General features: G+C 71.3%; 12 protein-coding genes. 8 read left to right on the top strand and 4 right to left on the bottom strand.

All coding sequences use genetic code 11. The features are described from left to right. Window positions 1-63: 63 nt before the first annotated feature. From ACQPZP_RS38865 to tsaD, 4 genes are read left to right on the top strand one after another with little or no spacing between them, the layout of a single operon-like run. Window positions 64-1047: a hypothetical protein gene (locus ACQPZP_RS38865; protein WP_433474638.1), complete on the top strand. Its 984-nt coding sequence runs from the start codon at window positions 64-66 to the stop codon at window positions 1045-1047. Between the two features lie 36 nt (window positions 1048-1083). Further along, the gene (tsaB, locus tag ACQPZP_RS38860) at window positions 1084-1764 is read left to right on the top strand and encodes a tRNA (adenosine(37)-N6)-threonylcarbamoyltransferase complex dimerization subunit type 1 TsaB (RefSeq protein ID WP_433474637.1); all 681 of its coding nucleotides are present in this window, start codon (window positions 1084-1086) and stop codon (window positions 1762-1764) included. 20 nt (window positions 1765-1784) lie between these two features. Then, window positions 1785-2282, top strand: a complete 498-nt coding sequence (gene rimI / locus ACQPZP_RS38855; RefSeq protein WP_433479748.1) for a ribosomal protein S18-alanine N-acetyltransferase — start codon at window positions 1785-1787, stop codon at window positions 2280-2282. Then, window positions 2279-3313, top strand: a complete 1035-nt coding sequence (gene tsaD / locus ACQPZP_RS38850) for a tRNA (adenosine(37)-N6)-threonylcarbamoyltransferase complex transferase subunit TsaD (RefSeq protein WP_433474636.1) — start codon at window positions 2279-2281, stop codon at window positions 3311-3313. The genes rimI and tsaD overlap by 4 nt, the downstream gene beginning before the upstream one ends. A 193-nt stretch (window positions 3314-3506) precedes the next feature. On the opposite strand, the gene ACQPZP_RS38845 is transcribed toward tsaD, so the two are convergent. The 3 genes from ACQPZP_RS38845 to ACQPZP_RS38835 form a co-directional block, all read right to left on the bottom strand. After that, complete coding sequence (locus ACQPZP_RS38845; protein ID WP_433474635.1) at window positions 3507-4448, bottom strand: aminoglycoside phosphotransferase family protein; 942 nt, start codon at window positions 4446-4448, stop codon at window positions 3507-3509. 187 nt (window positions 4449-4635) lie between these two features. After that, window positions 4636-6285 (bottom strand): apolipoprotein A1/A4/E domain-containing protein, encoded by a 1650-nt coding sequence (locus tag ACQPZP_RS38840; RefSeq protein WP_433474634.1) that lies wholly within the window; start codon window positions 6283-6285, stop codon window positions 4636-4638. Window positions 6286-6912: 627 nt separating this feature from the next. Continuing rightward, a complete protein-coding gene (locus ACQPZP_RS38835; RefSeq protein WP_433474633.1) occupies window positions 6913-8127 on the bottom strand; it encodes a class I SAM-dependent methyltransferase in 1215 nt (404 codons plus the stop codon). Between the two features lie 271 nt (window positions 8128-8398). Between ACQPZP_RS38835 and groES the strand changes: the two genes are divergently transcribed. The 4 genes from groES (at window position 8399) to ACQPZP_RS38815 (ending at window position 12119) form a co-directional block, all read left to right on the top strand. After that, entirely contained in the window at window positions 8399-8707 is a 309-nt protein-coding gene (gene groES / locus ACQPZP_RS38830; protein ID WP_021594484.1) for a co-chaperone GroES, read from the top strand. A gap of 87 nt (window positions 8708-8794) precedes the next feature. Further along, a complete protein-coding gene (groL, locus tag ACQPZP_RS38825; protein ID WP_433474632.1) occupies window positions 8795-10423 on the top strand; it encodes a chaperonin GroEL in 1629 nt (542 codons plus the stop codon). A 275-nt stretch (window positions 10424-10698) separates the two neighbouring features. Further along, the gene (locus tag ACQPZP_RS38820; protein ID WP_433470146.1) at window positions 10699-11334 is read left to right on the top strand and encodes a sigma-70 family RNA polymerase sigma factor; all 636 of its coding nucleotides are present in this window, start codon (window positions 10699-10701) and stop codon (window positions 11332-11334) included. Then, on the top strand, window positions 11331-12119 hold the full coding sequence (locus ACQPZP_RS38815) for a hypothetical protein (protein WP_433474631.1): 789 nt from the start codon (window positions 11331-11333) through the stop codon (window positions 12117-12119). Before ACQPZP_RS38820 ends, ACQPZP_RS38815 begins: the two co-directional genes overlap by 4 nt. On the opposite strand, the gene ACQPZP_RS38810 is transcribed toward ACQPZP_RS38815, so the two are convergent. Then, entirely contained in the window at window positions 12116-12502 is a 387-nt protein-coding gene (locus ACQPZP_RS38810; RefSeq protein WP_433464650.1) for a DUF5319 domain-containing protein, read from the bottom strand. The genes ACQPZP_RS38815 and ACQPZP_RS38810 overlap by 4 nt on opposite strands. Between the last annotated feature and the right edge of the window lie 169 nt (window positions 12503-12671).

The raw sequence follows: 12671 nt of genomic DNA, 5'->3' as shown, positions 1-12671 counted from the left end.
GTACTCTTTGCCGGAACGAACCACACCTTCGCGACATATCGATTTCCTCGGGAGTGGGAACCGGTGAGTGGTAGCCATCGCAGCGGTAGTCACCGCGACGGTTACGGCGGTTCGGGCGGTGGCCAGGGATCAAGCGGCGGTTACCGGCCGGACGGCGGTGGATACGGGCCGGCCGGCGACGAGCACGAGCGGTACTCGTCCGGCCGATCGGGTAGTGGCCCCTACCAGAGGGAGACCGGCCCTTACGAGACCGGCAGTGGCGGCTACCGTACGGAGAGTGGCGGCTACCGTACCGAGAGCGGCGGATACCGGAGCGGCAGCGGCGGTTACCGCACCGGCAGCCACCGGATCGTGCAGGAACGCCGCGCCGGCCGGCGCTGGGCCGTCCTCCTGGGCGGCGCGGTCGCGGGCATCGGCGTCTGCGTGCTCGCCGCGTTCGTCATCCTGAGCGGCGTCGGCGCGAGCGGGGACAAGGGCACCGGCCAGGTCGTCGGCAGCGGTGCCACCGAGGACTCGCCGACGTCCAAGGGCGAGCGCACCGCCGTCCCCGACTCGTGCACGATCGTCGGCGCGGACCTGATCGGCAGCCTGGCGCCGGACTCCGAGCGCAACGAGGCCGACAACTACCAGGGCGACGACCAGCAGAACCAGTGCGTCTGGGGTGCCTACGCGGGCGACCGCAAGCGGCAGCTCACCCTTGAGCTCCGCGCGATCGCGGGCGGCGCCGACCAGTCGCCCACGGCCGCCGCCCGCAAGACGCTCGCGTCGGAGCAGGCCGCGGACGAGTCCGGCAAGGCGCTGCTGGCCGGCCAGGAGCTCAAGGACAAGATCCGCCTCACCGGCGTCGGGGACGAGGGCTACATCGTCTACAGCGTCGACGACAAGCAGGGCTCCGGTGAGGCCGTCGGCAACGTCCGGCTCGGCAACGTCCTCGTCACCGTCCACTACTCGGGCTCCGACAAGGGCGACCCGCTGAAGTCCAAGGACGCCACGGGCGGCGCCACCGAGGTCGCCAAGGCCGTGGTGGCTGCGCTGAACCAGGGCTGAGCCATCCCGGGCCCATGACCGGTAGGCTTACAACCCGTGCTGGTCTTGGCTTTCGACACCGCGACCGCCGCGATCACCGTGGCGCTGTACGAGTGGACTCCGGGGGAGAGCGCCGTGCCCCGCGGCTTGGCCGAGGCGGTCGACAGGCGACGGCACACGGAGCTGCTCACCCCGTCCATCGCGGGGGTGATGGCGGAGGCCGGAGCCGCCCCCGACGACCTCAGCGCGATCGCGGTCGGCGTCGGACCGGGTCCCTACACGGGTCTCCGCGTCGGCCTGGTCACGGCACGCGCGATGGGGGAGGCGCTCAGCGTCCCGGTGCACGGTGTCTGCACCCTGGACATCATCGCGTGGGCCACCGGTAGGGACGAGCCGTTCGCCGTCGCCACGGACGCCCGTCGCAAGGAGGTCTACTGGGCGCGGTACGACTCGGCCCGCGCGCGCGCCACCGAGCCCGCCGTGGGACCGGCCTCCGACGTCCTGGCAGGCGCGCCCCATGGCCTGCCCGTCGTCGGTGAAGGCGCCGCCCTCTACCACGACGTCCTCGGCGGTTCCGAGTTCGAGCCGCTGTTGCCCACCGCCGGCGCGCTGGCCGAACTCGTCATCGCGCGGCTGGCGGGCCTGAAGGGGCCGGACCTGCTGCCCCCGGAGCCCCTCTACCTGCGCCGCCCGGACGCGAAGGAGCCGGGCCCGCGCAAGAAGGTGACGCCGGCGTGAGCGACGTGGTCCTGCGGCCCATGACGAACGCCGACCTGCCGGTGATCCACCGGCTGGACCGGCTGCTGTTCCCCGACAACGCCTGGAGCGAGGAGATGCTCGCCGGGGAACTCGCCGACCAGCCCCGCACCCGGCACTACGTCGTCGCGGAGACGTCCGGCGGCGAGATCGTCGGCTACGCGGGGCTCGCCGCGGCGGGCGGGCAGGCCGACGTGCAGACCATCGGGGTGCGCGCGGACCGGCGCAAGGGCGGTATCGGCGCCGCGCTGCTGACCGCCCTGCTGGACGAGGCCGTCCGCCGGAACAGTGAGGCGGTGTTCCTGGAGGTACGCGCCGACAACGACGCCGCGCACCGCCTCTACGAGCGGTTCGGCTTCGACCGGGTCGGCATCCGCAAGCGCTACTACCAGCCTTCGGACGTGGACGCGATCGTCATGTGCCGCAAGCTCCGCGACCGTCCGCCCATGGGCTTCACCAGGCCGGAGGGCGCGGACGGGGAGAAGAGGAGACTCACGTGATTCCGGACGAGCCGCTGGTGCTCGGCATCGAGACGTCCTGCGACGAGACCGGGGTCGGGATCGTGCGGGGGCACACGCTGCTGGCGGACGCGATCGCCTCCAGCGTGGACCAGCACGCCCGGTTCGGCGGCGTCGTGCCGGAGGTCGCGTCCCGCGCGCATCTGGAGGCGATGGCGCCGACCGTGGAGCGCGCGCTGGCGGACGCCGGCGTGAGGTTCACCGACGTGGACGCGTTCGCGGTGACCGCCGGCCCCGGCCTGCCGGGCGCGCTGATGGTCGGCGTCGCCGCCGCGAAGGCGTACGCGCTGTCGCTGGGCAAGCCGCTGTACGGCGTCAACCACCTGGCCGCGCACGTGTGCGTCGACCAGCTCGAACACGGCCCGCTGCCGAAGCCGTGCGTGGCGATGCTGGTGTCGGGCGGCCACTCGTCGCTGCTGCTGGTGCCGGACGTGGCGGACGACGTCCGGTCCCTCGGCAGCACCGTGGACGATGCGGCGGGCGAGGCGTTCGACAAGGTCGCGCGGGTCCTCGACCTCGGTTTCCCGGGCGGCCCGGTCATCGACCGCATGGCCCGCGACGGCGACCCGGCCGCGATCGCGTTCCCGCGCGGTAAGTACAACGACGGCACCTACGACTTCTCGTTCTCCGGTCTGAAGACGGCCGTGGCCCGCTGGGTGGAGGCGAAGGAGCGCGCGGGCGAGCCGGTCCCGGTCGCGGACGTGGCGGCGTCGTTCCAGGAGGCCGTCGTGGACGTCCTCACCCAGAAGGCGCTGAAGGTCTGCAAGGACAACGGCGTCCACGACCTGCTGATCGGCGGCGGCGTCGCGGCCAACTCGCGGCTGCGCGCCCTGGCCGCGGAACGCTGCGAGGCGGCGGGCGTGCGGCTGCGCGTCCCGCGCCCGAAGCTGTGCACCGACAACGGCGCCATGGTCGCCGCCCTGGGCTCCGAACTGGTCGCGTCAGGCATCGCCCCATCAGACCTGGAGTTGCCCGCAGACTCCAGCCTCCCTATAGAGGCAATAACCCTCTAACCCGCGAGGGCCAAACCCCCCACAAACACGGGCCGGGCGGCCGGAGGGCGCTCTGGCGCCCGGAGGTCGCACGGCCCGCCGAGCCGGGCGACCGCAGCGCCACGACTCAAACCCGCACGGTCACAGCGACCAGCACCGTGGCATGAGGATCGACCGGCTCGTGACGGGGGTTCCAGGGGGTCGCCCCCCTGGGCTAGCACTCAGCTAGGAGGTTGCTCAGGTAGTCCTCGTAGAGGGGGACCTGGGCTTCGTCCATGGGGCGGTCGTCTTCTTCGGGGAGCAGGTCGAGGAGGCTTCGGACGTCCCAGTAGGGGTCGTGGAGGTGGCCGCCGGAGACCTGGTCGAAGGTGGACAGGAAGCGGTCGGCGACGGGCCGGCCGTAGCGGAGGGCCAGGCCGCGGCGCATGCGGGCGATGTCGACGGCGATGGGGCCGGACGAGGCGTCCGACCAGTCGACGACGCCGGTGAGCTTGCCGTAGGACCACAGCGTGTTGTCGGCGTGGTAGTCGCGGTGGATGAAGCGGGCGGGCGCCTCGGGGGCGGGGCGGGCGGCGACCTCGAAGGCGCGTTCCCAGAGGCCGGGGCGGAGCGCGTGCTTCGGCGGGAGCCGCACGTCGAGCCGGTTGTGCGGGACGTACGGGGGCATCGTGGACGCGCCGTTCAGCGCGTGCACCGACAGCAGCGCGGCGGCCAGCTGGATGAGGTATTCGGGCAGGTCGTCGGGCGAGGGGCGCGGCGGGTGGCCCTTCAGCCGGGAGATGAGCAGGGCGGGGACGTCGCAGTAGGCGCCCGCGGGGTCGGCGGCGACCAGGGAGGGTGTGGGGATCTCGCAGCCGGCGAGCAGCGCCAGCGCGGCGATCTCGCGCTCGGGGGAGAACTCGGTGTCGCCGTAGGAGCGGCGCGCGGGGACGGTGTGGTGGGACGTCCAGCGGCGCAGCACGAGGCGGTGCGCCTCGCCGGAGCGGCTTTCGACGAGGAGGGCGTGGTTGGCGTGTGCGGCGCCGCCGGCGAGAGGCCGCACCATGCGGACCTCCGCGCCCTTGCCGAGGCACTCCTCCACCCAGCGCAGGGTGGTGTGCCCGGGCGGGGCGCCGGTCGGCAGGCAGGGAGCCGGTGTGTGGGTCACCTGATCCATGAAAACGGATTCCGAAGGGTATTGGGAGTGATTTTGCGAAGACGGAACGTAACAAAATGCACGTCATCGGGGTGGCGTGCAAAAGCACCTTCGGTCGTCCCGGTGTATTGCCGGACAAACGCCTCAGATTCTGTGGGGTATTCAAATGCGGCCGGGTGGGGCCCGCGCCAGGCCCCACCCGGTCGGGTCAGTCCTTCGCCTCGCGGCGGGGACGCAGTAGCGCCTCGGCCAGGGCGAGCATTGTCTCCTCAAGAGTGGACAACCGCTTCAGCACGTCCTCGTGCACCGCGTTGACCTGCTTGGAGACATCGTCATGGACGCCGTCCATCTTGCGGCCGACCTCGTCCTCGACGTGGGAGAAACGCTTGGCGAACTCGGCCTGCGCGGCGTCGGCGCGCCGTCCGGCCTCGTCCTGCATGTTCTCCACGCGTCGCGCGAATTCGGCGTGGACACCGCCGACCTGGCGGGCGACGTCCTCCTGCATGTTGCCGACCTGCTTGGCGACGTCCTCGTGAATGGTGCCGACCTGCCGCGTGACGTCCTCGTGGATGTCGCCGATCCGCTTGCCGAAGTCGTCGTGGACGCCGCTGACCTGGCGTGCCACCTCGTTGTGCACGGACTCGACCTGCTTGGTGACGTCGGAGTGCACCGACTCGACGCGGCGCGACACGATGTCGACCTGCGTGGTGAATTCCTCCAGTGCGACGTCGACCCGCTTGGTGACCTCCTCGTGGATGTTCTCGATGCGCTTGCGGACGTCGTCGTGCACGTCCTCGAACCGGCGGGAGAACTCGTCCATGCGCTTGGCGACGTCGCTGTAGGCCGTCTCGGCGATCTGCGACATGGTCGCCTTGACCTCGTCGCGGTCCGGCCTGGCGCGCAGCTCCTCGATCAGCGGGTCGACCGCCTCGGCGAGGTGCTTCTCCAGCGCGTCGAACCGGTCGCCGTACTCGGCCGCCGGACGCTGCGCGAGCTCGTTCAGCAGCCGGTGCAGCTCGGCGATCTCCAGCGTGGCGGGCAGCCGGCTGATCCGCTCGCCGACCCCGTCGATGCGGCCGTCGATGCCCTCGAACCGGCCGTCCAGGCCGTCCAGCTTGCCGGACAGCCCTTCGAGGCGGCCGTCCACGCCGTCCAGCCGCCCGTCCAGGCCGTCGAGCCGGCCGCCGACGCCCTCGACCCGGCCGTTGACCGCCTCAAGACCCTGCTCCATCCGCTCGGCCATCTCGCCGAGCGCCTGGTCGACCCGTGCCGTGACCCCGTTGATCGAATGCTCCAGCCGCTCCGACCGGTGACCGAGCTCCGCCAGCGACTTGTCGAGCCGGTTGAAGCGGACGGACGCGGCCTCCATGCTGCCCTGGAGCTTGTCCAGCCGCTTGGTCATCTCGTCCATGCGCTGCGACGCCTGGTGCGTGGCGTCGGTGATCTGCTGCGCGGAGTCGAGGACGGCCTGGATGCGGGTCAGTCCCTCGTCGACGTTCTCGGCGACGACGCCGACGTCGGCCCACAGCGCGGGCAGTTCGGCGACGGGCTTGACCCGCTCGCCGAACGCCTCGATGTGCTCGGCCAGTCCTTCGGCCCATTCCGGGGGCTTGCCGGACAGTTCGTCGACCTGCCCGCGGACGCTCTCGATCTGCCCGGTCAGCCCGGTGAGCTCCCGCTCACGGACCTCGCGGAGCAGCCACTCCATGCCTTCCAGCCGCTGGCGAATCTCGTCCAGGACCTGACCCTGTGAGCGCTGTTCATAGACGTGGTCCTGCGCCGCACGGGCGAGCAACTCCCGCATCCGATCCGAGACCGGTTGACCCCCCGTCTGCAGGAAGTTGTGATTCGTTTCCACCCGATGCTCCTTCGTGTGCCGGCGCGACGAAATGACGCACGGCAAATGAATCTCTGAGGTGGCCACTGTAGTGCGTGTTGAGCGCCGCTAAAACGGGTAGCAGAGAAGATTGTGAGTTCTGCGGAATGCGCCTGTTATCCGGCTGGCGTGGATAGCAGGGAATCGCCGGACGCATTGTGATTTCCGCGCTTTGCGGCTATTGCCGCGATCATGGGGTTGGGTGCCGTGGGCGCACGGGATCGGGGGCGGCCGTGCCCGGCGTTCTGTCCGTACATCTCGTCCAACATCGGCAGTTCCCGCACCGGCCGGTGGGTACGGCCCGGCGACGCGTGTGCCGGGGAGGTGATGCCGCGCCGCGGGTTCCGGGCAATTTCGGGAGGCTTTAAGGGGCGCCGGAGTCCCGGCCGCTGAACCCGCCTTGGTGTTTCCGGTCATGTTGATCGCGGCGCGCCGATTCCCGTGCCGCGTCGCGCCCTTGCCGGGCGCCCGCAATCGCTGGTGAACGCAATGCCGGAAAACGCCGATGATTTGCACCGCCGTGGCGCGTCGCCCGGCCCCCCTTTGTGATGCCCCGCCGAGTGGAAGATCTTTGGGCAGGTTGCCGGCCGGCCGCTCCCCCCGGGCGGGTCAGACCGCCGGGACCGGGCGGGTGAGCAGCGCGACCGGATCGCGTCCGACACGCGTCACCACCAGGGTCAGCTCGTTCGCGCCGCGTCCCGGGCGGCGTCCGCCGAAGCCGAGATCGCGGCGGAGCCGGTCGACGTCGACGGCGGAGCCGCGTTTCTTGACCGTCAGCACACCGACCTCGCGGCGGCGCAGCTCCGCGCGCAGCCGCTTGACCGAGAACGGCATCACGTCCTCTATCTCGTAGGCGGCGGCGAACGGTGTCGGGCGCAGCTCATCCGATGTGATGTAGGCGATGTGCGGGTCCGCCAAGCCGCCGTCGACCAGCCCTGCGACCTCGCCGACCAGATGGGCGCGGATCACGGCTCCGTCTGGCTCGTACAGGTAGCGGCCCCATGCACGCACGTCCGGGACGTCCAGCCCTCGCGGAGTCAGCGTCCACACCTGGGGATCGGCGTCGGACGAGAGCAGAGTGGCCCGCCGATCCACGTCGCCGGCGAGGTCGCCGAGCCACAGAGCGGCTTCCTTCACGTCGCCGTTGACCGACACCCATTCGGCCTCCGCGTGGGCCGGGACGGCCTCATGAGGGATGCCAGGTGCGACCTTCACGCATGCGGCGGGCACCCGGTGGGCCATGTCGAGGACGACATCGAGCGGCGGCTCGTACGAACGAGGGTCGAAGACCCGGCCTCGCGCTGTACGGCGTCCGGGATCGGCGAAGACCGCATCGAAGCCTGACGGGTCCGCCTCGGTCGCATCACCCACCCGGACGGCGGCGTTCAATCCGAAAGCGGTCACGTTGGCCCGCGCCACCTCGACCGTCAGTGGGTCGAGGTCCACGCCCTCCCCGGAGAGCCCCGCGCGCGCTCGGGCGATGAGGTCGGCCCCTATGCCGCACCCCAGTTCCAGCACACGCGCGCCAGGCAGGCGGTCCGCGAACCGTCCCGCACGGTAGGCCGCCACACTCGCCCGGGTCGCCTGCTCCAGCCCCGCTGGGGTGAAGTACATACGGTCGGCGTCCGCGCCGAACTTGACCCGCGCCCGCTGCCGCAACCGCACCTGCGTGAGCGCCGCCGAAACCAGCGCGGGATCATGCCTCTTGCGTAGCCGGGACGACGTCGCCAGCAGATTGTCCTCGCTCACGTCCGCGCCGGAGGCCTCGTCGAGAACCGCCTGGCCGGAGGTAGTGAGAAGACTCTGTAGCGACGCGATGTCCATAGGCCGACATCCTCCCCGTCCAGAGGGACGCGGAGTGCAGCCTTGGGTGGGCTGAGGTTCACTGGTGGTGCGTCCGTGTTCGTGTTGACGGGTCAACGGGCACGGAATAGTCTCCATGACTGGCACTCTCCTAGCGAGAGTGCCAACACAGCGACGAAGGTCGGTCTGGCACCCGCGACGGCAGGCCGGTCCAGGGTCGCCTCTTCTGTCACATGTGCTGGCCGGTCACTCCGTGGCCGAGCCGAGGACCAATCGAAGGGGAGGTCAGATCGTGACGACCGCCACCAAGGTTGTTCTCAAGCCGCTTGAGGACCGCATCGTCGTCCAGCCGCTTGAGGCCGAGACCACCACCGCGTCGGGCCTGGTGATCCCGGACACCGCCAAGGAGAAGCCCCAGGAGGGCACCGTCCTTGCCGTTGGCCCGGGTCGCGTCGACGACAAGGGCGAGCGCGTCCCCGTCGACGTCAAGGTCGGCGAGGTCGTGCTCTACAGCAAGTACGGCGGCACCGAGGTCAAGTACAACAACGAGGAGTACCTCGTTCTCTCGGCCCGCGACGTGCTCGCGGTCATCGAGAAGTAAATCACCGAGATCGTGATGCACCCGCCCCGGTCGGCGCCGCCTTCGGCGGGCCAGCCGGGGCGGATCGCGTGAAAGAGGAGTATCCGCATGGCGAAGATCCTGGAGTTCGAGGAGGACGCTCGCCGGGCTCTTGAGCGCGGCGTCAACGCTCTCGCGGACGCCGTCAAGGTGACGATCGGCCCGCGCGGCCGCAACGTCGTCATCGACAAGAAGTTCGGCGCGCCGACGATCACCAACGACGGCGTCACCATCGCCCGCGAGGTGGAGCTGGAGGACCCCTACGAGAACCTCGGGGCCCAGCTCGCCAAGGAAGTGGCGACCAAGACCAACGACATCGCGGGCGACGGCACCACCACGGCGACCGTCCTCGCGCAGGCGCTGGTCCGCGAGGGCACCCGCAACGTGGCGGCCGGCGCGTCGCCGCTCGCCCTCAAGCGCGGCATCGACGCGGCCGCCCAGTACGTCTCCGACCAGCTGCTGAAGTCGGCCCGCGAGGTCGAGGAGAAGGGCGAGATCGCGCACGTCGCGACCATCTCCGCGCAGGACCCGCAGATCGGCGAGCTGATCGCCGAGGCGTTCGAGAAGGTCGGCAAGGACGGCGTCATCACCGTCGAGGAGGCCCACACCATGGGCCTGGAGCTGGAGTTCACCGAGGGCCTCCAGTTCGACAAGGGCTACCTGTCGCCGCACATGGTCACCGACCACGAGCGCATGGAGGCCGTCCTGGAGGACGCCTACGTGCTCATCGTGGACGGCAAGATCTCCAACGTGCAGGAGTTCCTGCCGCTGGCCGAGAAGGTCGCGCAGACCAAGAAGCCGCTGCTCGTGGTGGCCGAGGACGTCGAGGGCGAGGCCCTGGCGCTGCTCGTCGCCAACAAGATCCGCGGCACCTTCCTGTCGGTCGCGGTCAAGGCGCCCGGCTTCGGCGACCGCCGCAAGGCGATGCTCGGCGACATGGCCACCCTCACCGGCGGCCAGGTCGTCAGCGACGCCATCGGCCTCAAGCTCGACTCCATCGGGCTGGAGGACCTCGGCCGCGCCCGCCGGATCACGGTCACCAAGGACGCCACCACCATCGTCGACGGTGAGGGCTCCGCGGACGAGATCAACGCCCGGGTCAACCAGATCAAGGTCGAGATCGAGAACAGCGACTCCGACTGGGACCGGGAGAAGCTGCAGGAGCGCCTGGCCAAGCTGGCCGGCGGTGTCTGCGTGCTGCGCGTCGGCGCCGCCACCGAGGTGGAGCTGAAGGAGAAGAAGCACCGCCTGGAGGACGCCATCTCGGCGACCCGCGCGGCGATCGAGGAGGGCATCGTGTCCGGCGGCGGCAGCGCGCTGGTGCACGTCGCCAAGGAGGGCTTCGACACCCTCGGCCTGTCCGGCGACGAGGCCACCGGCGCCGAGGCGGTCCGCCGCGCGCTGCCGGAGCCGCTCCGCTGGATCTCCGAGAACGCCGGCCAGGAGGGCTACGTCGTCGTCTCCAAGGTGCAGGCCCTGCAGTCCGGCCACGGCTTCAACGCCGCGACGAACGAGTACGGCGACCTGATCGCCCAGGGCGTCATCGACCCGGTGAAGGTCACGCGTTCGGCGGTCACCAACGCCGCCTCCATCGCGGGCATGCTGCTCACCACCGAGGCGCTCGTGGTCGACAAGCCGGAGGAGCCCGAGGAGGCCGCCGGCGGCGGTCACGGGCACGGCCACGGGCACGGCCACTGAGATCGGCCTCCCGGACGGTCCTCCGTCCGGAGCGCGTCGGCGAGACCCCCGTCCATCCGGGCGGGGGTCTCGCCCGTTTCGGAGATCCCGGCTCCCGTGAAGACTCGTGCCCGCCGGGCAGATTTCACGACATCTGGCATCATTGCGATCACGCTGCGTAGTATTCGCAGGGTCATTCCCGCACTGTGACCATTCCGTTGTAGAGGACAGTGGAGACACGCCCGGGGGTGCTGGGCATCATGCTTGACGTGACCGAGGGATGCTACGCCGGGACCATGACCGCGCGCGCTGCCGAACCCTCGGGAGGACCGGCGCCTCCACCGGCCCGCGCGCTGCGCGCGGCGGACGCGGGCGACGGCGACCTCAAGGAGCTGACGAACCGCGCCGTGCAGGGCGATCCGGGCGCCATCGAGGGGCTCATCGCCGAGGTCCGCCCCATGATCGTCCGGTACTGCCGGGCCCGGCTCGGACGGGTCTCGGGGCAGTACCACATCGCCGACGACGTGGCCCAGGAGGTCTGCATCGCCGTCCTGTCGGCCCTGCCCCGCTACCGGGACATGGGCCGTCCGTTCGCGTCGTTCGTCTTCGGCATCGCCGCGCACAAGATCGCGGACGCGCTGCGCAGCGCGGTCCGCGCGGCGGTGCCCACCGAGGACCTGCCGGACGGCCCGGACGACCGTCCGGGGCCCGAGGAGACGGTGGTGCGCTACATCGAGGCGCAGCGCGCCCGCGACCTGCTCACCCGGCTGCCCGAGCACCAGCGCGAACTGGTGCTGCTGCGCGTCGTCGCGGGCCTGTCGGCGGAGGAGACCGGTAACGTGCTGGGCATGTCCGCGGGGGCGGTACGCGTCGCGCAGCACCGGGCGCTCGCCCGGCTCCGCGCGATGGCCAGAGAGGAGTCGATCGCTTGACGGAGCGAGGCCCCCTCACCGGCCTGCAGGGCGCCCCGAATCCGGCCGAGCCTTCGCATCCCGGCGACTCCCCTCCCGGCGACTCCCCGGCGCCGGCCACGGGCCTTCCGGCCGATCTCGGCGCGGTGCGCCGCACGGACGAGCTCATCGAGTCGCTGGCGCGGCGCGCCGCCGGTTCCGCGGCCCGTCCTGAGACCGGCCGCCCCCGCCTCCCCGACCCTGGGCGCGCCGACGACCGCGACCCGGCCGTACGGCTGCTGGGCGCACTGATCACCGACGTGGACGACCAGGACCCCGGTCCCGAGACCGCCCCGCCCCCGCCGTCCGGCCCTCGCCGCCGCGGGCCGCGCACCATCGTCGCCCTGGGAGTGGCCGGTGCCGTCCTCGCCAGCAGCGGCGTCGCGGCGGCGGGCGGCGGCGTCGCCGACCGCACCGCCGCCTCCCCGGCGCCGAGCACGTCCGGCGTGTCGGACGACGCGGACCGGGCCACCGCGGACACGGACGCGGACCTTCGCGGCCGTAAGCGGTCTCCCGTCCGCCCGGCGCCGGAACCCGGGGGCCCCACGGCGCGCAAGCAGTCCGGCTCCCCTGACCCCGGGCGCATCAAGCGTCGTCTGGAACGCGCGATCCCGCGCCGTCCCGAAAGGGACCCCGCTCCGGCGGTGAACTCCGCCCCTTCCACAAGACCCGACACCGCCCGCGAGGACGACGCCCGCAGTCGCCTGGACGACCTGCGCCGGGAAGCGCGGAAACGCGCCCTCGGCGACCAGCCCCCCGGCGGCTAGTTCTCGTCGCGGCCCTCTTCGCTGTCGATCACGCCGTCGACGTAGCCGCGGGCGTACTCCCAGCTCACGTAGTCGACGGGGTCGGGGGAGAGGGCGGGCTCGTGCACGCGGGGGAGGCCCTGGTCCAGCAGGTGGCGCAGGTTGCCGTGCAGCAGGTCCCAGTCGATGTAGTGGAGCTTGCCGCAGTCGCCGCAGTCGACGGTGAGGCCGCGCACTCCGAGCGGCTCCAGCAGTGCACGGAAGACCTCCAGGTCGGCGAGGTCGGCCAGCACGTCCTCCCGCTCCGTCACGCTGAGCGGAGCGGTGTCGTCCGGGTCGCCGAGCGCCGCCGCCGGATCCTCCGGATCCCCGGCGAAGGGGTCGAGCGGTGCGTCGTCGTGCACACCCCCACGCTACTGCGGGACGCCCCGGCAGGTGCACCCCCGGTCTCCTCCTTGCGCGAATCCGTGCGCGAACATTCACGCGGCGTGCGCGGAAGCCGGGAATGTACAGGACCGTTCTGCTTGTTGCGAGGTGTCATCAAGACCACGTCCCCGCCGTGCGCAAGAGCCC

This window comes from Spirillospora sp. CA-142024 (assembly GCF_050942325.1).
Lineage (GTDB): Bacteria > Actinomycetota > Actinomycetes > Streptosporangiales > Streptosporangiaceae > Spirillospora.
This window is presented reverse-complemented; position numbering and strand designations above follow the sequence as displayed.